This window comes from Streptomyces sp. NPDC025273, from assembly GCF_040638585.1.
GTDB classification, from domain to species: Bacteria; Actinomycetota; Actinomycetes; order Streptomycetales; family Streptomycetaceae; genus Streptomyces; species Streptomyces cinereorectus.
On record NZ_JBEZYP010000013.1, the window covers coordinates 38961 to 63788 of the forward strand.

General features: G+C 70.7%; 19 protein-coding genes and 3 pseudogenes. 8 read left to right on the top strand and 14 right to left on the bottom strand.

What is annotated here, in order from left to right; genetic code table 11:
• The 3 genes from AB0F38_RS21335 to AB0F38_RS21345 are packed head-to-tail and all read right to left on the bottom strand — an operon-like array spanning window position 1 to window position 7261.
• Window positions 1-1236, bottom strand: coding sequence for an AAA family ATPase (locus AB0F38_RS21335; RefSeq protein ID WP_361895544.1), 1236 nt, complete (start codon window positions 1234-1236; stop codon window positions 1-3).
• Entirely contained in the window at window positions 1233-6404 is a 5172-nt protein-coding gene (locus AB0F38_RS21340) for a hypothetical protein (RefSeq protein ID WP_361895546.1), read from the bottom strand. Before AB0F38_RS21340 ends, AB0F38_RS21335 begins: the two co-directional genes overlap by 4 nt.
• On the bottom strand, window positions 6401-7261 hold the full coding sequence (locus AB0F38_RS21345; RefSeq protein ID WP_361895549.1) for a DUF4132 domain-containing protein: 861 nt from the start codon (window positions 7259-7261) through the stop codon (window positions 6401-6403). The genes AB0F38_RS21340 and AB0F38_RS21345 overlap by 4 nt, the downstream gene beginning before the upstream one ends.
• 226 nt (window positions 7262-7487) lie before the next feature.
• On the opposite strand from AB0F38_RS21345, the pseudogene AB0F38_RS21350 reads away from it, so the two are divergent.
• Window positions 7488-7622: pseudogene (locus tag AB0F38_RS21350) on the top strand (plasmid stabilization protein); the annotation flags it as partial.
• 214 nt (window positions 7623-7836) lie between these two features.
• A complete protein-coding gene (locus AB0F38_RS21355; RefSeq protein ID WP_361895552.1) occupies window positions 7837-9369 on the top strand; it encodes an FAD-dependent oxidoreductase in 1533 nt (510 codons plus the stop codon).
• 442 nt (window positions 9370-9811) lie between these two features.
• On the opposite strand, the gene AB0F38_RS21360 is transcribed toward AB0F38_RS21355, so the two are convergent.
• Entirely contained in the window at window positions 9812-10126 is a 315-nt protein-coding gene (locus tag AB0F38_RS21360; RefSeq protein WP_361895554.1) for a CDGSH iron-sulfur domain-containing protein, read from the bottom strand.
• A 697-nt stretch (window positions 10127-10823) separates the two neighbouring features.
• Between AB0F38_RS21360 and AB0F38_RS21365 the strand changes: the two genes are divergently transcribed.
• Both AB0F38_RS21365 and AB0F38_RS21370 read left to right on the top strand, forming a co-directional pair.
• Entirely contained in the window at window positions 10824-11360 is a 537-nt protein-coding gene (locus tag AB0F38_RS21365) for an isochorismatase family cysteine hydrolase (protein ID WP_361895557.1), read from the top strand.
• Between the two features lie 400 nt (window positions 11361-11760).
• The gene (locus AB0F38_RS21370; RefSeq protein ID WP_361895560.1) at window positions 11761-11982 is read left to right on the top strand and encodes an SDR family NAD(P)-dependent oxidoreductase; all 222 of its coding nucleotides are present in this window, start codon (window positions 11761-11763) and stop codon (window positions 11980-11982) included.
• Window positions 11983-12172: 190 nt separating this feature from the next.
• Here AB0F38_RS21370 and AB0F38_RS21375 read toward each other — a convergent pair.
• Window positions 12173-12413: pseudogene (locus AB0F38_RS21375) on the bottom strand (ISAzo13 family transposase); the annotation flags it as partial.
• A gap of 289 nt (window positions 12414-12702) precedes the next feature.
• Here AB0F38_RS21375 and AB0F38_RS21380 point away from each other — a divergent pair.
• The gene (locus AB0F38_RS21380) at window positions 12703-14097 is read left to right on the top strand and encodes a serine/threonine-protein kinase (protein ID WP_361895562.1); all 1395 of its coding nucleotides are present in this window, start codon (window positions 12703-12705) and stop codon (window positions 14095-14097) included.
• A 130-nt stretch (window positions 14098-14227) separates the two neighbouring features.
• Window positions 14228-14359: pseudogene (locus tag AB0F38_RS21385) on the top strand (IS701 family transposase); the annotation flags it as partial.
• A gap of 32 nt (window positions 14360-14391) precedes the next feature.
• Here AB0F38_RS21385 and AB0F38_RS21390 read toward each other — a convergent pair.
• A complete protein-coding gene (locus tag AB0F38_RS21390; protein ID WP_361895565.1) occupies window positions 14392-15357 on the bottom strand; it encodes a pirin family protein in 966 nt (321 codons plus the stop codon).
• Between the two features lie 120 nt (window positions 15358-15477).
• Here AB0F38_RS21390 and AB0F38_RS21395 point away from each other — a divergent pair, with 120 nt between their 5' ends.
• Entirely contained in the window at window positions 15478-15834 is a 357-nt protein-coding gene (locus AB0F38_RS21395) for a tetratricopeptide repeat protein (protein ID WP_361895568.1), read from the top strand.
• A 72-nt stretch (window positions 15835-15906) separates the two neighbouring features.
• Here AB0F38_RS21395 and AB0F38_RS21400 read toward each other — a convergent pair whose 3' ends face one another.
• From AB0F38_RS21400 to AB0F38_RS21420, 5 genes are all read right to left on the bottom strand, one after another.
• Window positions 15907-16611 carry a TetR/AcrR family transcriptional regulator gene (locus tag AB0F38_RS21400; protein ID WP_361895571.1) on the bottom strand — a complete coding sequence of 235 codons (705 nt, stop codon included), beginning with the start codon at window positions 16609-16611 and terminating at the stop codon, window positions 15907-15909.
• A 13-nt stretch (window positions 16612-16624) separates the two neighbouring features.
• Window positions 16625-16759: a hypothetical protein gene (locus tag AB0F38_RS21405; protein WP_361895574.1), complete on the bottom strand. Its 135-nt coding sequence runs from the start codon at window positions 16757-16759 to the stop codon at window positions 16625-16627.
• 144 nt (window positions 16760-16903) lie between these two features.
• A complete protein-coding gene (locus AB0F38_RS21410) occupies window positions 16904-17653 on the bottom strand; it encodes an SDR family oxidoreductase (protein WP_361895577.1) in 750 nt (249 codons plus the stop codon).
• Between the two features lie 244 nt (window positions 17654-17897).
• The gene (locus AB0F38_RS21415; protein ID WP_361895580.1) at window positions 17898-18683 is read right to left on the bottom strand and encodes a CbtA family protein; all 786 of its coding nucleotides are present in this window, start codon (window positions 18681-18683) and stop codon (window positions 17898-17900) included.
• Between the two features lie 27 nt (window positions 18684-18710).
• Window positions 18711-18926: a CbtB-domain containing protein gene (locus AB0F38_RS21420; protein WP_361895583.1), complete on the bottom strand. Its 216-nt coding sequence runs from the start codon at window positions 18924-18926 to the stop codon at window positions 18711-18713.
• Window positions 18927-19216: 290 nt separating this feature from the next.
• On the opposite strand from AB0F38_RS21420, the gene AB0F38_RS21425 reads away from it, so the two are divergent.
• On the top strand, window positions 19217-19906 hold the full coding sequence (locus AB0F38_RS21425) for a histidine phosphatase family protein (RefSeq protein ID WP_361895586.1): 690 nt from the start codon (window positions 19217-19219) through the stop codon (window positions 19904-19906).
• On the opposite strand, the gene AB0F38_RS21430 is transcribed toward AB0F38_RS21425, so the two are convergent.
• The 3 genes from AB0F38_RS21430 to AB0F38_RS21440 all read right to left on the bottom strand — a co-directional run bounded on the left by AB0F38_RS21430 (window position 19878) and on the right by AB0F38_RS21440 (window position 24754).
• A complete protein-coding gene (locus tag AB0F38_RS21430) occupies window positions 19878-20576 on the bottom strand; it encodes a 4'-phosphopantetheinyl transferase superfamily protein (RefSeq protein ID WP_361895589.1) in 699 nt (232 codons plus the stop codon). The genes AB0F38_RS21425 and AB0F38_RS21430 overlap by 29 nt on opposite strands.
• A complete protein-coding gene (locus AB0F38_RS21435; RefSeq protein ID WP_361895592.1) occupies window positions 20573-21496 on the bottom strand; it encodes a metallophosphoesterase in 924 nt (307 codons plus the stop codon). The genes AB0F38_RS21430 and AB0F38_RS21435 overlap by 4 nt, the downstream gene beginning before the upstream one ends.
• Before the next feature lie 249 nt (window positions 21497-21745).
• Window positions 21746-24754 carry a family 16 glycoside hydrolase gene (locus AB0F38_RS21440; RefSeq protein ID WP_361895595.1) on the bottom strand — a complete coding sequence of 1003 codons (3009 nt, stop codon included), beginning with the start codon at window positions 24752-24754 and terminating at the stop codon, window positions 21746-21748.
• Window positions 24755-24828 lie beyond the last annotated feature (74 nt).

Below are 24828 nucleotides of genomic sequence, written 5' to 3' on the forward strand. Positions count from 1 at the left end.
TCAGCTCTCCAGTACCGCGCGAAGCTCCCACAGGGCACGCCAGGTGGCCGACCCTTGTTCCGCGCGCCTGCGCACCGGTCCGTCCCAGTACCCCAGCAGCCGTGCCGCGTCGGCCGGGTCGTCCTTGCGCACGACGCCGAGCAGATGGCCGGGCAGGAGGGAGAGCACGTCCCGGTCGCCGGGGAAGTAGGCGGTGGCCAGGCCCAGGGATCCCGCGACGGAGACCGCCTCCGCCGTGCTCATCACCGTGGAGGGGCGCTCGACCTCCCAGCCTTCCGCGGAGTGGCCGTCGCGCAGGTCCCGGAAAGCGGTGACGAGGGCTTCGAGGACCGCGTCGTCCACCTGGTAGGCGGCACCCGCCCGTTCGACGGCCGCCCGCGACTGGCGCCGGACGAGCGCGGTCTCGGCGTCCACGTCCCCGATCGGGCCGACGGTCTCGAAGTTGAAGCGCCGCTTCAGCGCGGCTGACATCTCCGAGACGCCCTTGTCCCGCAGGTTGGCAGTGGCGATGAGGGTGAATCCGGGGGCCGCGTGCACCTGGGCGCCCTCGCTTCCCGCGAGTTCCGGCACCGCGATCCGCCGTTCGGACAGCAGTGACACGAGCGCGTCCTGGACCTCGGGCAGGCAACGGGTGACCTCCTCGACACGGGCGACGGCGCCCCGGGTCATGGCGGTGAGCACCGGGGAGGGCACCAGGGCCTGCCGGGTGGGGCCCTGGGCGAGCAGCAGCGCGTAGTTCCAGCCGTACTTGAGCTGGTCCTCGGTGGTGCCCGCGGTGCCCTGCACGGTGAGCGCGCTGGTCCCGCAGACGGCCGCCGACAGCAGTTCCGAGAGCATGGACTTGGCGGTGCCGGGTTCGCCCACCAGCAGCAGTCCGCGCTCCCCGGCGAGGGTGACCACGCAGCGTTCGACCAGGGCTCGTTCGCCGACGAACTTCTGCTCGATCACCAGGCGGCGCGGCACTCCGGCACCAGGCTGCGCGGACTTCGGCAGGCCGAGCGCCTCGCCCGCGCTGCCCATCACGAAGGTGACGACGGCGCGCGGGGTGAGCAGCCAGCCGGGCGGGCGCGGCCCCGGGTCGTGGGCGGCGAGGAAGGCCAGCTCGGTACCGTACTGGTCCTCCGGCAGGGTGACCTGGCGGTCCTCCCGGCCGGAGACACCGACAGGGGGCGTCGCCTGACCGGGGACCCCGCCCGTGTCGGTGCTCTCGATGGTGGTCGTGGTGTCGCTCGTCATCGGCGGCGGCCCTTCCGGGGTGCGCGGGTGTCCAGTTCTTCGAAGGCGGGGGCGTCGCCGCCCCGGGCCCGTGCCCAGGCCGTGGCGAACAGCTCGGGCACGGGGATGTCCGGCAGGGTCCGGGTGGACCCTGCCACGGGGTACAGCCGTTCCTTCCAGGTCTCCAGCGGCAGACCGGGCGCGCCGCGTTCGAGCCAGCCGCAGGGGAGGAACAGGGTGCGGCCGGCGCGGGAGCGCTTGGCCTCCACCACGAGGTCGGTGGCGGCGAGCTCCGCCCTGGTCTTCTTGATCCGTGCGGGCTTCCACTCGGTCCAGCGGGCGCAGTTGCGGTCCGTCGGGTCGGGCAGGGCGAGCAGCATGAGGTACAGGGCGGCGGCGTCGGCGCTCAGCCCGAGGGCTGCGGCGGCCTCGGCCACCAGGTCCGGCACCGCACGCGTCGGGTCCTGGGCAGGGTGGTGCGGGGTGCCGTCGGGGGCGCCCGCCGAGACCAGGGCATCGCTCTCTTTGCCCAGCAGGGAGCGCAGGGCACGGAGTTCACCCACCCGGTACTGCGCGACGGTGCCCTCGACCAGGCCGAACGCCGGGTCCTCGGGGCCTTCCAGGCCGGCCGGGCGGATCAGGAGTTTCTCGTGACTGCCGTGGCCGGCCGTGAGGAGCAGCGCCGCACCCGCCCGGACAAGGCCGTCGGGCCCCGCGCCGCCGGACTCGGGAAGCTGGTGGGCGGCCCGGACCACGGGGCCGATCGAGCCGCCCGCCTCCGTCCAGTCCAGCCCGAGGTCCAGCACCAGGTCCGGGTCGGCGAGGGTGCGGCGCAGGGCCGCGAGCCCGACGGGCAGGTGCGCCCGCAGGGGGTGCCCGTACGGCAGTGTGTAGGCGAGGGTCCGCAGCGCGGTCAGGGCCCGGGAGAGCGAGCCGTGCGCACTCACCCGGCGCAGACCGGGCCGGCCGGTGCCGTCCTCGACCGGGGAGCCTTGGCCCAGCCACGTCAAGGAGCCCGAGTTGAGGACCAGGTCGACGGCGCCGGGGGTGGTGCCCGACAGGTCGAGGTCGAGCTCCTCCGGGACGCGGACGAGGAAGGCGAGACGTGCCTGCCAGACCTCGGTGGCGGCCCGGACGTCCGGGCCCGTGGACCACAGCTCGGCCGGGTCGGCGGGCAGCAGTGCCTGGAGCAGGGCGTGGCGGTCGGCGCGGGGCAGGGCGCCCAGCCTGGCCAGGGCCGCCTCGAAGGCACGGGGCTTCGCCCCGAGCAGCCCGAGCGCCTCGGCGCCCGGCTCATCGACGGCGGCCGACACCAGGGCGGCGGACTGGAGGGGACCGATCCCGGTGGCCGTGTGGAAGGCCTCGGCGGCCTCGGGGTGCCAGGGTGCCGGGCCCTGCTCCCGTACCAGGGTGGTGAGCCGGGTGAGCCGGGTGCGGGTGATGCCCTGCCGGTGGACGTGCTCGCGGTCCAGGGTGAAGCCGGGCACGGGGCCGAAGGCGCCGGTGGGGTCGTGGTCCAGGGCCAGCCAGCGTGCCGCGTCGTTCCGGGTGTTCCGGCCGCGGTCGGCGAGGATCACGACGGTGCGGGCGCCCTTGCGCAGTACCTGACCGAGCCGGTGCACGGCTTCGAGGCGCCCCTGCCCGGGCGTTCCGCCGTACGGCTCGGTGAGCTCCACCTGCCGGACCGTGCCAGCCGGGTCCGCCAGCGGGCCCTCCGCGAGCGTGTCGAGCAGGACCAGGAGAGCTGCGCGGTGCTCGGGCGAGGTGGTCGCCGAGGCGGCCCGGTACGCCAGTTCGGGCAGCTTGTCGAGCAGGGAGGTCCAGTCCAGGGACTGACCGGGGACGATGTACTCGTCGCGCTGCCAGCCGTCCACCGGGGCGAACGGGACCCTGGACGGCACGGGCTGGCCGAAAGCCGGCTCACCGCCGAGGACGTGATTGACGGCGAGGATCTGCCGGATCGCGGTCCACCGGCTCCCCGCTCCCCACCAGCCGCTGTACATCCGCTCGGAACCCCAGGCGGTGGCGTGCAGCAGGGTCGTGTCGTCGCCGTGCTCGGGCGAGTGGTCGAAGAACATGCCCTGGGTGCGCGTGGTGTCCCGGGGGGCGGCGGGCTGAGGCGGTTCCAGATATCGGGCGACCGCGGCGGCCCTGTCCACCGCGTCGCGGACGAGCGCGGTGACGCCCGCGAGGAGCCGCGCGTCGGACACCTCGGGCAGCACCCGGGCGACGGCTTCCCGGCTCAGCTCACGCGAGGAGGGCCCGGTGTAGTCCTGCACGGCGCGGAAGGCTTCCAGGTGCCGGGCGACCGCGGTGGCGACCTCCTTGAACAGCTCTCCCGCCCGGGAGTCCGTCAGGTTCCGCAGGGCGGTGGAGCCTCGCTCGTCCCTGGGGCGCATGGCGTGCCAGTAGGCGACGGGAGGGACGTAGGGGGTGCCTGCGGCGTCGTTGCCGCCCGAGGAGCCGGGGGTGACGGACCACAGGCTTCCGCCGGTGCCCTCCGTGTCCGCCGGGTGGGCCTCGACGAATCGCCCGGCGAGGGCCATGACGGGGCGTGATCCGCCGGGAAGGGCGAGGGCGCCGAGCGGCACCGGGGAGCCGCCGGGCAGCGGGTGCTGCAGGCTCACCGTGTGGCCGTCGGGGGTACCGGCGACGATCCGGTGCCCGTCCGCGGGGGCAGGCATCCCCGGTTCGGTGACGGTGTGGCGGACCCAGCGGCCGAGGACCGTGCCGTCCGTCCCGAACGGGGTGCTCTCCAGCCCGGGCTGGAGGGGCAGCACCTGGCAGTGCTCGGTGAGCAGCCGGGTGCCGTCCCGCACCCCGGAGTGGAGGAAGGCGGGCAGGGACGCGCGGCCGTGCGTGCCGCTGACCGGGTCGTACTCCAGCCAGACCCGCCGTGTGCCCTGGTGGCCGTCCCGCCAGTGACCGGTGCCGTCGGAGAGGACGGCACGCTGCGGCGGGATGGAGGTGTCGCCCGCGTGCAGGGCCTTGCCGCCGGTGGCGCGGCCACCGCCGGGCAATGGCAGGCAGACGTCGTCGGAGGGGCCGGAAGCACCCCAGCGGGGGACCTGCTCGCCGCCTACGGTGAACACCTCGGCGGGGCGGTGTGACCAGTAGCCGCGCTGCTTGCCGTCCTCCCACCAGATGACGAGCAACTCGCCGTCGGTGTAACGGAAGGCGAGCTGACGCCAGTGGTCGACGGTGGCGGGCAGCCGCAGGGTGTGCCGCAGCAGCACGCCTTCCGGGCCGACGACGACGGCGCGTTCGAGGGTGTTCAGGATCAGCGCGGGCCAGGCGCCGGTGACGCCGACGCCCACCGACCGGTTGTGCCGCTGACGCGTGGCGGCCGCCTCCGTGGCCAGTTCGACGTAGGTCTCGTCCAGCGCGGCCCAGCCCAGTTCGTCGAGGACGCCCGTGCGCAGGGTCGAGGCGAGCAGCGGGACGACATCGTGGCCCTTGAGGAGCCGCACCGCCTCCGGGGCGACCTCTGCGATCACGGAGCGGTACGCCGAGAGCTTGTCGAGGGCGAGGTGCAGCCCGGGGAGCCCTTGCGCGGCCGTGTACTCCTCGGCGCAGGCGGTCAGCCACTCCCGCAGGATGACGGACAGCACCGGATGCGCCGCCAGTTTCGCCATGCCGCTGTCGCCCGGTCCCTGACCGCGTCCGCTGCCGAGGCTGCCGACGGTCCGGCTCAGCAGGGCGCGGAAGACCGGCCGTTCGGCGACGGCGGTGAGGTCCCGGGCTCCGGGAGCGGTGTCGGTGAGCCAGGAGCCGAGCGGGACGCCGGGGCGCTGCGTGGTACCCGTGTCCTGGTCGTCCGGCTCGGCGACGGGGATGCCGGAGGCCAGGCAGAGGTCGAGGAGGTCCAGGTCGGCGGTGCGCTGCCAGCGGCCCTGGAACAGCTCGACGGGGCGTCCGTCGGCGCGCAGCCGGTGTGCCATCCGGGCGGCCAGGTCAAGGGTCTGCGGGCTGCGGCCGGTGGTGGCCCGGTTGCGCCGGCGGTGCGCCTCCCAGCGGGCGATCCAGTCCGCCGGGGAGACGGACGGGTCACCGGGGGCGGCGGAATCGGAGGTGCCCGGGAGGGCGGTCAGCAGGTCCTCGGCGCCGGATTCGGCCAGCAGCACGAGCCAGCCGTGTTCGCAGTCGGTGTCCCGGCCGCTCTCGCTGAACGTCTCCGGGAAGAAGCCGAGGAGCCGGGCTCGCACGGCAGCCTCCCGTTGGGCGAGGGTGACGAGCGCGGAGCGGTAGGCCGTCCAGAACGAGGCGGGGGCACGCACGATTCCTGGGGAGCCGATCAGATCGGCCACCAGATCACGTTCGGCGGCCTCGCGGTCCAGTCCGGCGGCCTTGACCAGTGCGCGTACGTCCTGCGGCAGCGCCGCGTACGGTGGCATGCCGGCGGCGCAGCGCTCGACCAGCAGGCGGCGGAACTGTGCCCAGGCGTCCGCCGGTGCGAGCCGGGCCACCAGGTCACGCACGTACTGCCGCAGTGCCTTGACGGTCAGCGCGCCGGCGAAGGCGAACTCCAGGAAGACGGCCCGCTGCCGGTCCTCGTCCACGACCAGCCCGTGCACCCGTTCCGCCTCGCGGGCCTTGCCGAAGAAGGAGGCGGCGTAGCTGGTGTTCTCCGCCTGGAGGAAGAGGCGCGCCACCTGCTCGTAGTAGGTGGGAAGGAAGTGGGGAACGGCCCGGCCGAGCCGGGTGCCGAGTGCGTCGAAGCCCTCCTTGGCCGCTCCCGCGCGGCTCCTGGCCTGCCGGCCCAGCCGCTCGATGTCCTTGACCAGGGCCAGGGCGTGGTGCCCGTTGGCCGGGTCGTTGACCAGGGCCCAGGCCGGGAAGCCCAGCGTCTCGCGGCGCACCTGGCCCACGACGGGGGTCTCGGCGGTCCGGGCCAGCCCGAGGAACTCCAGGGCCAGGTCCTCGGCCTCGCCGAGAGTGCCGGGCACGAGCCGGACCACGGGGCGGTCGCCGAGGGCGGTGTGCGTGTAGGTGCGGGCGGTCAGCGCGTCGACGTCGTCCCGGTCGGTGGTAGCGGCGGGGAGGACCGCGCCCGCGTCCAGCAGGGCCGCCACGCGGGTCTCGGCCGCGGGGGTGGAGATGGAGGTCTGGGCGGGGAGGGACACCGTGCCCGCTGCAGTCGTGTTCACGTGGGTGTTCATCGCCGTTGTCTTCGTCGTGATGGTGTTCATGCCGCCTGCTCCTCGTCCTCCACGTCGCGGCCGGCATAGAGCGCCGCCGCCATGCGCATGCCTTCGGACCAGGTGACAGGTCCGACCCCGGCAGCCGTCAACGCGCGCCCCGCGGGGTCGGTCCAGCCCAGAGGGCCCGTCTCCGTGCCGTACTCGTCGTATCCGTCGTGCTCGCCGATCCAGATGCGAGCCTCGGCGGTGGCGCCGTCCTCGACGACCGAGCAGACCGCGTACCCCCCGCGCGACCGGTACCCGAGCTGGGTGACGCGGCCGTGCAGGAAGCGCAGTTCCTTGAACACTCCGCCGGCGTAGGTGTCGACGGAGGTGGTGTCCGGGGCGAGGCCCTGCGGCCGGCGCCACACCTCGCGGAACAGCTGCTCCACGTTCTGGCGCACCTCCAGTTCGACCGCGAACTCCCGCAGCTCGTCGAGGTCGTCGAGGAGGACGGGGTGAGGCACTCTGACGACGTCCGGGGTGATGCGGACCGTGTCACCGTCCAGGTCGACGAGGCCGAGACCGCGCGCGGGGTCGACATCGCGCAGGAACCCTGCGACCCCACCGTCCGTGCCGGTCACCACCACGTCCCGCAGGGCCGCCTGCCATGCCGGGTCGGGCCAGACCCGGGCGAGAACAGCCGTGGGAACGGGCAGCGAACGCACCATCCACTGCTCGACGTCGGTCAGGCACCGGCGTTCGTGCCGCTCCAGCCACTCGGTCAACTGCCGGAGTCCGACGACCGCCGGATCATCCTTCAGCTTGGCCGGGACGGACTTCAGCCGCCGGCCCTTCCCGTTGCGGCACACCACCTTGCCCGCCTCCAGGGCGACTTCGTAGTCGCCCGCCGGTACCCACCCCATGCGCTGTTCTCCCCGTTGTTCCGGACACCACCGGTCTGGCGGCACTCTGATGAGACCCGTCGACGGCAACGCGCCGTGACGAGTGGAAAAGACTCTAGGCGTACCCAGTGACAATGAGTCCGGGCCCCGTCCGCCGGGTCGTACGGGCACGCACCACCAGCGGCCGGGAACGGTCCGCGGCACGCGGGGTGCGCACGTCTCGGAAGACAACGAGGAGGAGAGCGCCATGCCGGCAGGATCCAGCCCCGAGCGTGAGCGCCGGTACGAGCACGTCAAGGAGACTGCCGAGAAGCGCGGCACGTCCGAGAAGCGGGAGAAGATCATCCGTCAGCGGTCGACTTCGGGGCTCGTCAGGACGAGCAAGGCGCGCGGGACTGGGTGGCGCGGGCTGGATCGGCGCGGAGTTTGGTGAGGGCCGCCAGTTCTTGAGGTGGGCGAGACTGTGCTCGACCGGTACACGTCCGACGGTGAGGGACGCACATTTCTCTTGAGTTTCCCTTGAGAGCACCTGGGCCGCTCAGGGGAAGAAGTGACCTGCCGGGTCTCCTTCCAGCTGCTGAGGGAACACGTGGTTCATGACCACACGAAATGAACTACCTGGCATGGCAGAGTCCTACTGGATGGCCACGACTCCTGGCACCCAGTGGCCGACGCTGGACACCGACACGACGGCGGACGTCGTCGTGATCGGCGCAGGTATGGCCGGCCTGAGCACCGCCTGGGAACTGACCCGCATCGGGCGGGACGTGGTCGTGCTGGAAGCGGACCGTGTTGCTGCCGGGGTATCCGGCTACACAACGGCGAAGCTCACCGCGGCTCACTCCCTCATCTACGAACGGCTACGCCGTACGCGTGGGAAGGCAGGCGCACGTCAGTACGCTCACTCCCAGCAGGCAGCAGTGGAGCGGGTTGCATCCGTGGCGGACGAACTCGGCATCGGCTGCGACTTCGAGCGGACCTCGGCTCTGACCTTCACCACCGACCCGCACCGACGTGGCACTTTCGAAGCCGAGGCCGAGGCTGCCGCAGAAGCGGGTCTGGACGCCGGCTTCGTGACAGAGACGGACCTGCCATTTTCCGTGCCCGCAGCTGTACGCGTCGCACGCCAGGCGCAATTCCACCCGCGCAAGTATCTTCTGGCCCTGGCCGAGGACATCACCACACGCGGCGGTGTCATCCACGAGCGAACCCGCGTGACCGGCCTTTCCGAGGGCAGTCCGTGCAAGGTGACGACCGAGCGGGGCATGACGGTCACGGCGAAGGACGTGGTCGTCGCCACGCACTACCCGGTCTTCGACCGGGCGCTTCACTTCGCGCGCTTGTCACCGCGCCGGGAGCTGGTCGTCGCAGCGCCCCTGCCCGCCTCCGAGGCACCGGAGCACATGTACATCACGGACGACATGGGGAAGCGATCGGTCCGTACCGCTCCGCTCGACGAGGGCCGGCGGCTGCTGATCGTCACGGGCGAGAGTTTCACGCCGGGCACGGGCGACACCCGCGAGCGGTTCCTGCGGCTGGACGGATGGATGCACGAACATTTCCCCGTCGGCGACACGGAGTACCGGTGGGCCGCCCAGGACAATGACGTGAGCGACGGCGTTCCGCTTGTCGGCCCCTTCCATCCGGGCGCACGCCATGTGTACGTGGCGACCGGATTCGGCGGCTGGGGCATGAGTGGAGGCGCCATGGCCGGACAGTTGCTGGCATCGACACTTACCGGTGCGGAACCCGAGTGGGCAGGTCTGTACGACCCGCGCCGTCTGTGGAGCACCATCCGTGGAGGCGCGGCCCTGTTGAAGCAGCAGGCGGAGGTCGCCCGGCACTTCGTAGGTGACAGGTTGAGGACCACCCACGTCGACTCGGTCGCCGAGATCACCCCGGGATCAGGTGCGGTCGTACGGGTCGAAGGCCGCCGCTGCGCCGTCTACCGCGACAAGGACGGTACCGCCCACGCAGTGTCGGCGCGTTGTACCCATCTCGGCTGCCTGGTCGCGTTCAACGAGGCGGAGACCGCATGGGAGTGCCCTTGCCACGGCTCGCGGTTCGGCATCGACGGCGAAGTACTTCACGGTCCGGCACTGCGCCCACTGCCTCACCGGAGCGTCTGAGCACGGCTGCGGGGCAAGCCAGAACCGCGGGCAGGAACGAGGTACGTGTGCATGTTCTCGGCGCGCCCTGCGCCGAGCCCGTCATGTGCGGTGGCGACCATGCCCGCCTCGGCCCGCCCGCGCAGTCGCGGGATGACCCGGGCGTGCCCGTCTGCCTCCTTCAGGTGATGGAGCGGCGTGCTCGCGGATCTGCCGCGGCTCCCCCTCGTGATCAGGAGTGAGCGACGCTGCCCGGCGATCGGCGTACTCCACCAACAGCTCGTCGAACTCCCCGTCGGTCGAGCGGCCTCCAGGCACATCGGCGCGCAGAGCATCAAGAAGATCGCTCTTCGAGCGCCCGGCACATGGGCATGGGGGCCAGGGTCCCACTCGCGGTGCAGGTCCTCCCCGTACGGGTCGGCGGCTGCGAGGCCGGCCACGTCCGGCGGAGCACAGGTGGTGGTCAGGGGCCGTCGCCGTCATGGGTTTCCTTCAGGTTGCCGCCGGAACGCCGGACGCGGCCTTCTCGGCGACCATGTCCGGGAGGCTCCGTGCGGCGGCGGTGGCTGGTGTCGCACCACCGGTACATGCGGCTGCGGCGGCAGAAGCAGACAGCGAACCGGCCGGAAGTGGCGATCGTGCCATTCTCCCGCACGATCGCCACGGGCCCTTCGATCAGGGTCGGGCCGTTGCCGTCAACGGATATACGCCTGGCAGTGCCCACAGGCTCCCGAGGTCGGCGGGCCGTACGGCAGCGGTCGTCATCTGGAGCCTCCATGAGCTACGAACAGATGCAGGTCCTTGTTCGTCCGCCAGGCGCGCGCCCACCTCATTGAATGAGCCTGCGGTCCGCCGCGACCCGAGCAGCGGTCTTTCGCGTCTGCCCTGCGCATGCCTCGCATGCCGAGGTGCGCCGGTGCCCGCCACTTGTCGAAACCCGCTGACCCCGCCCGCCACCGCCGCGCCCTCCCCAGCACGCAACGCCGTACCTGCGCGGCGTGATGTGCGGGTGGTGCCGGGCCTGCCCTTGCCCCTCTACGGTCAGTTGGCGCCGACGTCGTGCACGGACACGCGGATCGTCTGGAATCTCATGTGCCGGGAGCACCGCCTCCTCGACCTTCTCCACAACCTTTGCAGCGGCAGCCGACACGGGGTTCTTCTTCTCGCTCACTGGGTTCCGATCCGTTGACGGGCAGCGCCGTGCACAGAGTGATCAGTACTCGGGCAGGCACATCGACTGCCCACGGATGCCCCTCGATTCACTACCTGACACCCGAACTGCGCCATCCGGCGGTACAGCACAGTGGTATATCGCCCAGGCCCGGTCCGTACAGCGGCCCGATCACGGACTCAGCCGCCACCCCGTCCCGGCGGCAGTTCTCGTTTCTTCGTCGGTCCGGGGTCCTCGCCGCTGAAGCGTTGGCAGGGCCGGGCCGACAACATGCGCTCTATCCAATCGGTGACATCATGAGGCGATGGGGAAACACGCTCTCATCCTGATCGACCTGATCAACACCTATGAGCACCCTGATGCCGAGTTTCTTATTCCGTCCGTACGCAAGGCGTTACCTCACATCGTCCGGCTTCTGGCGAGAGCGCGCGCCGAAGGTGTGCCCGTCATTTACGTTAATGACAATTTCGGCGAGTGGCGCTCTCATCACGGCGAAATCGTCGAGGCTGCCCTGGCCGGGCCGAGAGCCGACCTTGTCCGACCGGTGCAACCGGATGCAGACTCGCTGTTCGTGGTCAAAGCAAGACACTCGATCTTCTACGAAACCCCTCTCGCTTACCTCCTTTCCCAGCTCGACGTGGACCATGTCATTCTTTCCGGCCAGGTCACCGAGCAGTGCGTGCTGTATTCCGCTCTGGACGCACACATCCGTCATCTGCGGGTAACCATTCCCGAGAACGCCGTCGCCCACATCCACAGTGACCTTGCCGAAGCCGCACTGCTCATGATGGAGCGCAACATGCAAGCGACCATCACGGCAGCCGAGAACATCGAACTGTAGTGCTCGCCAATGGGAATCATTCTCGCCACGCGGGCAGCACCGTGAGCCGGCACTGTCCCGAAGTGCGTCGCTCGTTCCGTCCGGGCCGCCCTCACCGGCCACTGTTTGCGCCTGACCGAGGCCGCGTGCGGCACCGGTCACCACGGCTGCGCGGCCGCTCAGGGCGCGCTTACGGTCGGTCACGAGAGCTCCTGCGAGTGTGGCGGAGATGGGTGGAGAGGCCGCCGCCCGAGAGTCGGCCGAAAGGGGCGCCCGCGTGGCTCTGCTCGGCCTGGAGGAGACGCACTCGCCCGGACGGCAGGCGACTCCCGACAGCGTCTCACTGGCATGAAGGCGTCACTGACGACGAGGCGATGGCCTGCGTGGCCGATGAGGTGGTCCGCCGTCTGGCGCCTGGCGCGTGATCGAGGTCAACCTCGGGGGCAGCGCGAGCACCGCACGGTCGTTCCTTCCCCGACTGCTCAGTACCCGCGGTCAGTACTTTCGGAGCGCCTCCCTCGCATCCATCGGCACCGCGCCGATGATGAGCGTGTACTGCGCTTCCAAGGCGGGCGTGGAGTCCTTGTCGCACTCCCTGCGCGCCGAACTGGCTCCCCATCGGGTCGGCGCGGGAATCGCGTAGCTCAACTGGATCGACACGGACGTGATCCGCGACGCCGCCCAGCACGCCGAGCTTCGGGAGCTTCGGGCCCATAGGCCATGCCGGTCGGTTCCGGATTGCGCAGGCCACGGGCGCAGGACTGTGGGGCCAGGCACTCGGCTGACCGCGGGTCCTTGGCCGCGCCGACCGCGTCGCGGTGTCATGGGTGGAAGGTGTAGTTCCAGTCGCCGTGGGAGCGGGCCGGTGCATGGGCAGGACGTCGATGTGCGAGTCGGTGACCTTGGTGCCGGTTTCGTAGGTGCCCGGATCGAGTTCGGCGTGGGCTGTCAGCCCGGCGGGGGTTGTGGTGCCTTGACGCTGTTCACGATGACGTCGTGGCTGGTCAGGAGCCCGCCGCGCCAGTTCATGGAGATGTGGGAGAACAGCCGGTGCTCGATCTTGTTCCACTCAGACACACACCTGAGCGCAGAGCTGGGGCCCTCCGGCTCGAGGGCAGGGCACAGCAGTAGGGACAGACAGCACGCGAGTTTGACGTCTCAAGCAAGAAGGCTGCGCCAGCCGCTTCATCTGAGTTCAAGCCGCACACCAGGGACGTGCAGGTGACCGTTCAGTCACTGCCGGGATCGGCCGTGACCGCGAAAGCGCGAGGCTACTCCAGCTCCTGGCGGGTACCCGCGTCGCGGAGGCACGTCGTCACGGACTCGCCAAGGGTGCGAGCCCTCCGATGAAGAGGGAGTGTGAATGAGGCTGCGAGACTTCGCTCAGGCCACTACTTCCCGGTGCTCAGCAGAGGTGCTGAGCGGCCGGTACCGTTTGGACGGCCGCCTCGGCTGGGGCGGCGCTGCGGACGTGCACCGCGGGTTCGATCTGTTGCTGAGACGACCGGTCGCGGTCAAGATTTTCCGGCCCGATTCATGCATCGGCGGGGAGGAGAGCCTGGACAGCGAAGCGCGGATCTTGGCCCGGCTCCACCACCCCGGACTCGTTACCGCTTTCGACGCCGGGCAGCACGAAGGACGTTCCTTCCTGGTCATGCAACTGATCGAAGGCATCACGCTGAAGGAGCGCATCGCCCAGGGCTCGCTGCTCCCCGACGCCACCGCCGCCCTCGGTTCCAACCTCGCGCAGGCGCTGGGTCACGCACATGAAACCGGGATCGTCCACCGCGACATCAAACCCTCCAACATCCTTCTGGACCACGCCAACCGGCCCCACCTGGCTGACTTCGGCATATCGCGAGGTCCGGACACCACCCACACGGCCACCGGCACGCTCATCGGCACGCCTGCCTACCTTTCTCCCGAACAGGTCCTCGGCCAGCCCGTCGGTCGGCCTGCCGACATCTACGCCCTCGGCCTGGTACTCCTCGAATGCCTCACGGGAAAGCTCGAGTACGACGGCGGCCCTCTCGAGGCCGCGATCGCACGACTGCACCGCCCTCCCGTCCTGCCTCCTGAGCTCCCCGAGCGACTGAGTCGCCTGCTGCGCAAGATGACGGCCCTGGACGAACAGGATCGGCCACCGGCCCGCGACTGCGTCCGCGAACTGATCGCAGTGGCCCACACAGCCCTCGTTCCTCCCGCCCCCTCGACGTCCACCACGAGCCTCGTCGCCACTCGAGCGTCATCACGAACGGCCGGCCACACACACGCAAATCCGATGCTCACCGAAATGCACGACACTCACCCACGCCCGCCCGCCCGACGAAGGCGCACCCTCGTAGCCGGCACGACCGCCGCACTCACCGCAGTCGTGGCGACCGCACTCGGCGTCACCGGCACCTCCGCTCCGCAAAACAACGACCGAACCGCGACCAGGGCCACCGGCACTCCCAGCAACACGACGGACATCTCAGACAAAACAGGACAGAAAGGGGTGCCGACTGCCTCGCCGACAGCACCTCTGCCGACACACGCCCCGGCACTACAACCCAACCAAGACCTACGCACCGCGACGTCCCGCCATTCGCACGGCGGATCCTCGGGCAGCTCAACAGACGGGCCGAAACAACCTCGGCCAATAGACAAAGGCACTTCAGGAGCGTCACCGGGAAGTGACACGGCACCCCAGGCCCCTTCTCAACCACCCGGTCAGGCAAAGAAGAAGGATGCGGCCGAGAACAAGGCCCGGCAGTAGACCACGTCGGGCTCCCCGGGACGCCGACGTGCACCCAATGCCACCGACCATCACGACGAACCCCTGAGGGATCGCCCCACATACGGCAACGGTGCTTGCTGGGACGGGCACGTCGATCGTTGATCGTGTCATGGGTGGGGATCTTGCTGGGTTCAGGTTGCGGACCGGCGAGCTGGGTGTGGCGCAGGGACGGTTTCTGCACCGTTTCAGCAGGTCGGAGCCGCGTGGGTCCACTCTTGCCTATATGCGGGGGCTCATAGCCGGTTGCGGTGCTGGAGGACACATCACTGCAGCTCAGCGCACCCGACCCCGAGGCTTCAGGGCCACCGGCGGCAAGGCAGGGGCCGACAGCCGGGCGCCGTCGTAGCCTTTCACCTCGCCGAAGCGGGGTCCCTCCATCCAGTCCAGCCGGGCCGCCTCGATCTCCGCCTGCGACCGCCCGATGAAGTTCCACCACATGACGATCTCCTCCTCGAACGGCTCACCGCCGAGCAGCATCAGCCCCGCGTCGGATTCGGCGCGCAGCGGAAGCTCCGTGCGGCCGCAGCCGAGGTAGAGCATCGAGCCCGGCAGCACCGGGACACCGTCGACCTCGGCCTCGCCGGACATCGCGAGCACGGCGTACTCGAAGTCGGGGTCGAGGGGCAGCCGGGCCTCGGCACCGCGCGTCAGGGCGAGGTCGGCTCCGACGATCGGGGTGTAGGCCGTGCCGGGTGACAGGGCGCCGTCGAGTGCGCCGAGGATCACGGTGGCGGTGAGGCCCGGCGCCGTCACGGTCGGCAGGTCGGTGTGGTGCTGGAAGTGCGGTTCGACGTTCCTGTGGGCATCGGGGAGGGCCACCCAGAGCTGGGCGCCGTGCAGAAGTCGGGCGTGGGGCTTCGGGCTCTCCTCGGAGTGGCTGATGGCCCTGCCGGACGTCATCAGGCCCAGCTCGCGGGGGCGGATCGTCCTGAGACTGCCCAGGCTGTCACGGTGCAGCACCTCGCCCTCGTGCAGCCAGCTGACCGTCTGCAGGCCCATGTGCGGGTGCGGGGGCACCTGCATCCCGGGCTCCTCGGCGATGTCGTCGGGGCCGTAGTGATCCACGAAGGCCCAGGCTCCGACCATGCGGCGTCCGAGGTTGGGCAACAGCCTGCGGACCTCCGTGGACTCGCCGAGCTGCACCCGGCGCGGGGTGAGGAGTTCACGTACCGGTTCGGCTACGACGAAGCCCCGCCCTCCGCAGACGGAGAGTGTCGCCTGGCGATCGAGATTGCTCATGGCGCTCAACCTATTCCCGTGCGGACGCGGAGCGCCGGTCCCCACGCCGAAATTTTAGTGGAATGTTGAACCACCCTCCCGTGTTGACGCATCTGCAAGCGTTTCGGCCGAGGAGGAGAAGTGGACGACACCTACTACGAATTCGGTACGCCCGCCGACCGCTGGGACCGGGCGCAGCTGTTCTTCGAGGCGAAGGAGTACATGACCGCGGCGCGGATTCTCGGCGGGCTGGTCGAGGAGGTGCCGGAGCAGATCGCCCCGCGCCTGCTGCTGGCGCGCGCCTACTACCACTCCGCGCGGCTCGCGAAGGCTGAGGCGGAGCTGCGTGAGGTGCTGGAGCGCAACCCCGTCGAGGACTACGCACGGCTGATGCTCGGGCGCACCCTCGAACGCCAGGGCCGGCCCGCGGAAGCGGCCCCGCACCTGCGGATGGCCGCCGCCCTGACGGGCGACTTCGGGCCGGACCAGGTGCGGTAGGGCGAAGCCGAGATACCGGCCTGCGGGGCCGGGGCCCAGGGCACGGCCTCCCACCCCGGAGGCCGTGCCCTCTCAGGTGCCCTCCCGCGCCGAGTTCGACACGCGGTCCAGCCACTCGGTCATCAGCGCGGATTCCGCCGTGCTGAGCCCGGAGCCGTGCGACCGGCGCAGCAGGGCACTCAACCGGGCCGCGGTGGAGGGGACTTCCGTGTCCGCCGGTGTGCCCACTCCTACATCCGGCGTGAACACGGCGGCGTGCACGGCATCACGTACGCGGGTCGAGGTGCTGGCCTCCGAGAAGGTCGCGGGACGGGACACCAGCATGAGAGCCACGCCGGTGGTGGCCGACATGATCATCTGGGCGGCGAGTGCGGGAGCGATGCGCAGCTTCCCCTGCTCCGCGGCCCGTTCCAGATCCCGGGTGAGGATGCGGTGGGCTTCGGCCGCGGAGGCCGGCGGCGTACGCATCGCCGGGGAATTCATCAGCCGGTAGAGGTTCGGGTTACGCAGGGCGAACTCGACATGGCTGTCCCAGCCGTTACGGAGGTCCTCGACGGGATCCGAGGTGTCGCCGCGCTCCCGCTTGGTCGCCAGGTAGGCGTCGAAACCGTGATCGACCACCGCCGAGAGCAGCCCCTCCTTGTCGCCGAAGTGCCGGTAGAGGGCCGGCGCCCCGACCTGGGCGGCCTCGCACACGGCCCGCGTGGAGATGTCCCCGTCCGGGGACTCGGCGACCAGCCTGGCCGCCACTTCGAGGATGCGTGCTCGTGTACTCATCGCACGGACGCTATCAAGCGTCGTACGGCTCCGGGCGGTCGGCGGCCTGAGGAGCCGGCAGGTCATCGAGCCCGGTCAGGGCGAGGAACGCGGCGCGGGTCCGGCCGTCGGCGACGCGCTCCACGCCGCGCGCCCGGGTGTCCCGCATCGCGGCACGCGCCGCGGGCCGGACCTCTGGCCGCGAGCGTTCCGAAGCCGCTCCCCGCGCCGGTGAGGACGATGACGTTGCTCATGGTCCCGTTTCTCCGTGAGGCGTTGACGGGGGTGGACGGGAAGAGAAGGCTCCTTCCCGTCAGGCGATGCCGCCGTTGGCGCGCAGCACCTGACCGTTCACCCAGCGGGCGGGGCCGGCGAGGAAGGACACGACCTCCGCGATGTCCTGGGGGGTACCGAGCCGCTCCAGGGGCGGCTGGGCCGCCATCCGCGCGACGGTCTCCTCGTCCTTGCCTTCCAGGAACAGTGCGGTGGCGGTCGGCCCGGGGGCGACGGCGTTGACCGTGATGTCCCGGCCGCGCAGCTCACGGGCCAGGATCAGCGTCATGGCCTCGACGGCGCCCTTGGTAGCCGCGTAGGCGCTGTAGCCGGGGAGGGACAACGACAGCACCGAGCTCGAGAAGTTGATGATCGACCCGCCGCTCCTCAGCCGGCGCGCCGCCTGCTGGTCGACGACGAAGGTGCCGCGGATGTTGGTGCGGTGCATCCGGTCCAGCGCGTCCAGGTCGGTGTCGACCAGCGGGGCGAGTGTCATGACGCCCGCGGCGTGGACCACCACGTCGATCCCTCCGAAAGCTCGCTCGGCCGCGTCGAAGAGGGCGGCGACGGCCACCTCGTCGGCGACGTCCGCCCGGTACGCGACGGCCTCGCCACCCGCGGAGACCACGGCGGCCACCGCGGCTTCGGCCTCGGTCCGGTTGCCCGCGTAGTTGATGACGACGGCGAATCCGTCCGCCGCCAGCCTCTCGGCGCTCTCCCTGCCGATGCCTCGCGACCCTCCGGTGACGAGAGCGACCCGGCGCGCAGGAGTGGTGTGCTGCTCGGTCATGACGCTGCTCCAGGGGCTGGTGGGCCGCGGCTGTCTCCGCGGACCCGACAAGAGCAACGCTAACACCACTATGTTAGCAACGCTACCTTTTCCGGAGTAGTGGCGCTACCCTGCTCGGGCGCCCCGCTCACCGGACCGGCGCCAAGACGCACCGGAACGCGCCGAGGTCCACCGAGACGCAGTACGACGGAACCCGCCGGGATTTCCCCAGCGGGTTCCGTCGTGCGGTCGGCAGGCGTGAGGGTCAGCTCACGGCACTCGCCGAGCGGGCTGCGGCGCGGTCGGCCGCCACCGCGCCCCCGGTGCTCTGACGCGGCACCAGCAGCCGTTCCGTGAGGTAGCCGAACACGAGGCCGAAACCGACCCAGAGCGTCGCCTGGACGGCGAGCGTGGCCAGCCGGAACTCCCACAGCAGGCTGGCGGGGAAGTCCGTTCCGACCTCGTTGAACGAGGGCAGGAAGGCGTACGCGAGTCCGATCAGCAGGACATAGGCCCCACCCGCGGTGATCGTCGCGTTCCAGTTGCCCAGCCGCGGTGCCAGCCGTTTGCCGACGATGACCGCTGCCACCGCCAGCAGCACGCTGAGCGCGACCATCAGGAAGAACAGCCCGGTGCGCTGATCAAGGGTGTCGGGGTTCCCCACGGCCGGCGGGTTGGCCGGGTACTTCAGGAACGGCACGACGTACACCGTCAACAGGGCGCCCCCCGCCACGAGTGCGGCCGTGGCCCGCGGGCCGAAGGAGCCGATACGGCCCAGGGCGTAACAGAAGACGAGTGCGGCGATGCCACCGACGGCGACTCCGAAGACCAGGACGCCGGTGGCGAGACCGCCGGTGGCCTGCATCGTGCGGGTGACGAGTTCCTCGCCGTGCTCGTGGGCGTGCGTGTGTGCCTGCGCCTCTTCCAGGGCGATGGCGGCGTCCACCCTGGATTCACCGAGGAAGTAGGCCACGGCAAGGGCGAGCGCGCCGGCCAGGAGGCCGGCGAGCATGCCGCGGATGAGCAGGGCTCGGACCGATACGGAGTTCATGAGGCGTATTCCTTGGCTCCCGACGACTCAGTGGCAGGGGAAGCCGAGGAGGTGGCGGCCGTCATGGACCCACTCGTGCACGGCCTCGCCGGAGAAGACCGCGGTGGCTCCCTGCTCCGCTCCGACGAAGTACAGCAGGACGAGCATGAGGATGCCGAAGAAGGCGGCCCAGGGTGCGATGGCCTTCGCCGAGATGGGGGTGATGACCGGTGCGACGGTGGTGGGGGCGGCAGAGTGTGCCATGGCAGAACCTCCTGTGGGAACACGCGTCCCTGTCGTGGTGCCTGAGACGAAGGTGCCGGGTCTGACTCCCCGCGGCGATGCGGGTACACAGTGGCGCGACCGTGCCGGATTCTCACCGGACTTCCGTCACACCCTCGTCATGGGTGCCGCGACCATACCGCCTACGGTCAGGCCTCCGCCATGGTGCGAACGCCCCGGCAACGGCGGGCGGGCCGGGCCGTGTTCCCATGGAGCGCCTGCGCAGAAGGCTCCGGTCCAGGAAGTGGAGGCAGAAGATGACGGTACGGGTGATGTTGATCTCACCGGCCATGAACCCGGCACTGCGGGAAGCCCGCTTCGAGGCCCACGCCCCCTTGGACGAGACCGGCGCGCGCAGCGCCGCGGCTGCCGCTGCCGCCGGTGAGGTACCTGCCGCCGATCACCGCGTGTACGGACCCTCCCTCCCCTGCCGGCAGACCGCCGAGGCACTGGGGCTCGCCGCCCCCGCCGGACCCACCGGGCCCGCCCTCCCCGAAACCGCCCTCCGTGACTGGGACATGGGGCGCTGGCGCGGCCGGCGGCTCTCCGACGTGAGCTCCACCGAGCCGGACTCGGTGTCGGCCTGGCTGACCGATCCCTCGGCCGCTCCGCACGGCGGCGAGTCACTGCTGGACCTGACCACCCGGGTGGGCACGCTGCTGGAGTCCCCGGCCTGGAGCAGCGGGCGGCTGCTGGCCGTCGTCGAGCCGGCGGTCGTGCGCGCCGCGATGGTCCACGCCCTGGGGCTGCCGACGGAGACCTTCTGGCGGCTGGACATCGCCCCGCTGACCCTGACCGAGCTCAGCGGCCGTGCGGGCCGCTGGAACCTGCGGTGCGGCCGGCCACTGGGCCAGGAAGCGCCCCCACGCCACCGAGCTCTCACGCCCGAGGAGCGCGGCCCGGCCGGCCCGGGAGCAGGCCCTCGCGGTGCCCTCACCCGTGGGGAAGCGCGATCGCGGTGACGGCGAAGCCGTCGTCGACCAGCCACCTGCCCTCGTACGACGGCGGCATCCCGGGCACCGTGCGTCTCAGCTCCGCCGTGAACGTGCCTTCGGTGGCCACCTCGGCGCTCCGGTGGAAGGTGATGTCTGCCTCGTCGAAGTCGAGTTCGATCCGGGTGAGCGGGAACCACGTCTTGAACACGCTCTCTTTGGCGCTGAAGAGGAGCCGGTCCCAGTGCGGCATCGCGCCACTCGCCTGGGGAGAACCCCCCGCCGCGACCTCCGGAGAGGCTCCTGGGGAGATCCGCCGCCGCTCCGAGGGCAGCGATACCGCCTCCCACACCTCGGGCGGCAACGGCTCGTTCGGCTCGGCGTCGATGCCGAGCGCACGGACCTCGGACACACGGGCCAGCACGGCCGCACGGTAGCCGTCGCAGTGCGTCATGCTGCCGACGATCCCGGCAGGCCACAGCGGCACACCGCGGTGGCCGCGCAGCACCGGCCGGGGCGGCAGCCCGAGGGTCGCCATGGCCCGCCTCGCGCAGGCGCGTACGGCCGCGAACTCGTGCCTGCGCCGGTCCACACTCCGGGCGACCAGTTGTGCCTCCTCCGGGTAGAGGGTTCCCGCCGGAGCCTCCGTCTCGTACGTGTCCGCGCATGCCACGTACGCCGGAAGCAGCCGCTCGATCACGACGCGGCTCCCGCGTTCCCCGAAGATCCCGGACCGGCCTCGGCCTGCTCCCCCTCGTACGGGAGGATCTGCCGCAGCAGCCCGCGCGGATGCCCGCGTTCGCGCCACTCCCTCGGGTATCCGATCGAGACCTCCTCGAACCGCACACCGTCGTACCAGGTCGTACGGGGGATGTGCAGGTGGCCGTAGACGACGGCCGCGACGTTGAAGCGGCGGTGCCAGTCGGCGGTGAGTTCCGTGCCGCACCACTGGGCGAACTCCGGGTACCACATGACCGACGTGGGTTCGCGCACCAGCGGCCAGTGGCCGGCGATCACGAGCGGAACCTCCGGGTCCTGCGCGGCCAGCCGCTCCTCGGTCAGCGCCACCCGCGCCCGGCACCAGTCGTCCCGGGTCGGGTACGGATCCGGGTGCAGGAGGTATTCGTCGGTGCAGACGACCCCGGCCTCGTGGGCCCGGGCCAGGGACTCCTCCTTGGTGGCCGTGCCCGGGGCCCTGAACGTGTAGTCGTACAGGCAGAACACCGGGGCCACGGCCACGGGTCCGTCCGGTCCCCGCCACAGCGGGTACGGGTCCTCGGGGCTGGTCACACCGAGCTCCGCGCACACCCGGACGAGGTGCTCGTAGCGCGCCCGGCCGCGCAGTTTCACGGGGTCCCTGTCCACGGTCCACAACTCGTGGTTGCCCGGGGTCCAGACCACACGGGCGAATCGCCCGGCCAGGGTTTCCAGGGCGCGCTCGACCTCTTCGGCCTGTTCCGCCACATCGCCCGCGACGATGAGCCAGTCCTCGTCGGACGACGGGTGCAACTGGTCGGCGACGGGGCGGTTGTCGGCGATCCCGACGTGAAGATCGCTCACTGCGAGGAGCCTGCCCTGTCCCCTCGGCGGTTGCGGGGTGGGGCCACTGGGTGAACTCATTGTTCGAATTTATCGTCTCGCCGGTCCTGTTGGGGCGAGGTGCGTGTCGTGGCCCGGCCGGCCGTACGCGTCCGGGCGCTCCTTCCCCGGCTCCTCCCGGCTCCTGTGGCCCGCCTTCCGCTCGGCAAGGCGTTCGGAGCCTTCGCGACCGGAGCCCGCACCCCTGGAGGACCGGCGCGCTGAGCCACGTGGGGCACCCACGGTCCGTGGGTGCCCCACGCCGTCGGAGGAGCTTGCGACGGCCGAACCTCAGCTCAGCGGTTCGATCCGGATGTCGCGGAACCGCACCTTGTTCCCGTGGTCCTGGAGACGGATCGCTCCGGCCGACGGGCCCTCCGGCAGACCCGCGCCGGTCGGTCCGTCGATCGCGATGTCGTCGTGGACCTTCTGTCCGTTCCACACCACCGTCACCCGTGCGTCGGCGGTCTTGCGGCCGCTGTCGTCGAAACGCGCCGCGCGGAACGTGATGTCGTACGTCTGCCACGTCTCCGGAGCCGTGGCCGCGTTGATGTCCGGCGCCTTCTTCTGGTAGATCGCCCCGGCCTCGTTCGTGTCGAGGGTGGTGTCGCCGTACGAATCGAGGATCTGGAGCTCGTAGCGGTCCTGGAGGTAGACGCCGCTGTTGCCGCGGTCCTGGCCGGTCACCTCGTCCGGCAGCAGCGGCACCCGGAACTCCATGTGCAGCTTGAAGTCCTGATAGGCGTCCTTGGTGCGGATGTCGCCGCAGCACACCTCCATCGAGCGCTCGGCGGCCAGCGGCCATTCGACGCGTCCGCCGTCCGTGTGCTGCCACTGCTCCTGGGAGGCGGTGGTGCCGTCGAAGAGGGGGACGGGGTCCCCGTGCGGAAGCACGGTGATCAGGTCGAGGTTGACATGTCCGGTGTCACCGGGGTCGAAACGGTACGAGAGGGTGCTGGGCCCCGCCGGCAGGCGGATCCGCTCGGTCTGCGTCGACCAGGCGTCCCAGGTGCCGGTCGAGGCGAGCGTCGTCTGTCTCAGCTTCTTTCCGTTGACGTACAGGGAGAGGGACTTGGTGCCTTGGAAGGGGTTGGGGCCGTTGGAGTAGCGCAGGTTCACGTCGTGGTCACCGGCCTCGGGGACGGTCACATCGAAGGTCGTGGCCGCTTTGCCCTCCGTGTCGTAGCGGTCGACGAAGCCGCTGCCCGAGTACCCGGTGTGGTCGGTGTCGACGCCGGCCGTTCCGGTGAGCCGCGCCTCCTCCGCCTCGTACAGCGTGGCGGGCGGAGGCTGCTTGCCCGGCACGGCGTTGAGCGTGTACCAGGCCTCCGTGCTCCACAGCGCCTCGCCGGACGCGGAGGCGAAGGGGCGCGGCGAGCGGAGGTGTACGACCCGGCCGGGCTCGAGCCCGTCGAGCCGCAGCCGCACGGTGCGGCTGTCGTCGGCGATGGTCGCCGAACGCACGGCGAGCCGCTCCTCGGCGACCTTCGGCCCGCCGTAGTCGGACGTCGGGGTGTAGCGCCACTGCTCTGCCTGGTAGCGGGACGTCAGCTCCTGTGCGGTGGCCTGGGACAACGGTTGGGTGTATTCGAGGTCGAAGCCCCCGGGAACGGCGCGCATCTCCTTGATGTCGAAGGTGTTGCCGCCGTTCGGTGTGAGCTTCTGCAGGCCGAACTTCAGCTTCCCCTCCTGGCCCCAGTTGCCGTCGGCACCGAGACCGCCGGTGTATATCGCACCGTCGGGCCCCATGGTGATGCGGTTGACGCCTGCTTCGAGCCCCTGCGTGTAACGGAAGACGGCCCCCTGGTACTGCCCCTTCACCTTTTCCAGGTAGGCGCGTTGGAGTCCGCCGTAGGTGACGTCGCCGACCAGCATCTGGCCGGCGAACCGGCCTTCCGTCAGGTGGAGCGGAGTGCTGGGTGAGTTGGCGATCTCGTTCTGGGGCAGCCAGAGCACCGGCTCGGTGACGGGACGGTCGTCGAACGGACCGGACGGCTCGGTGTAGTGGTTGAAGAAGCGGTCCTGCTTGATCTGGACGAGCTTCGACGCGGGCAGCCACCCACCCTGGTTGTCCGTGGTGAAGATGCTGCCGCCGGGGCCCCAGCCGATCCCGTTCGGGGTCCGCAGGCCGCCCGCGACCGGTTGGATCCTGCCCGTCTTCTTGCTGACCTTGTATGTCGTGCCGCGGCCGGGAGCGGGCTGCGGAGTGGTCGTCGCACCTCCGTAGTTGATGGCGACGGACAGGTTCACGTAGAAGTGGCCGTCACGGTAGAGCAGTCCGAAGGCGAACTCGTGGAAGTTCCCGCCGTACGGCCAGGTGGCGACCGTGCGGTACTCGTCGGTGACGAAATCCTGGTCGCTGTCGACGAGTTGCGTCAGCTCGTGCTTCTGCGAGACATACAGCGAACCGTCCACATAGGTGATGCCCATCGGCTCGCGCAGGCCCTGGGCGATCTTCTTCACCGTCACCTTGTCGCGGCTGGTGTCACCCGTGACGTGGTCGAGGAGGTACACCTCGCCGGTCCGGCTCTCGGAGCCACCCCAGGTGGACAGCGCCAGACGTCCGTCGGGCAGCCAGTCCATTCCGGTGACCTGAGGTTCGAAACCGTCCGGGCGCAGGTCGGTGAGATCGAGGTCGGGGCGCACTCCGGCGAGCGGCAGGCCGTCGCCGGGGCTGTCCGCTCCGGATGCGCACTCCTTGCGGCCGGGTGCGGTGACCCGGACGACGCCGGCGTCGGTGCTCAGGGACTCGCGCGGTATGACAGCGAAGTCATCCGTGCCCGGCGGCTTCCACGCGAGCGTCAGCTGCTGGTCGCCGCCTCGCTCGAAGTAGTCGACGCGGAACGGATGTAAACCTGAGGTGAGTTGGGCGGATCCGTCCTTGGGCTCGGCGCCGTGCAGACCGTCGTGGTCGATGACCTCCCGCTCGTCGATGACGAGCCGCGAGCCGTCGTCACTGGTGAGGCGGAAGGCGTACGTCCCGTCGGCGGGAACCGACAGGTATCCGGAGACCTCGGCCACGAAGTTGTCGGCGTGGCCCCCGAATTCGTCGACCGTGGACCAGTCCACGCCGGCCATCAGCTTGTCGTGGTTGGGTGTCTGGCCCGGCTTGAGCGTACAGAGCCTGCTGAGTGGCACCTGGGTGTCGAAGACGCGCAGGGTGACGCCCGGTTCCTGGGGCGGGATGTCGTCGGGGGCGGCGGCCGCCGGGGGTCCGGCCCAGACGCCTCCCGCGAGGAAGCCTCCGACGAGCAGGGTGCCGAGCTGTCTTCGGGCACGTGGGAACAGCCGTGGATGCATCGGTCCTCCAGGATGGGGGGTCGCACTCCGGTCGGGCTGTACGGATTCGCTGAGGAGCACTACGCCTACGGTTG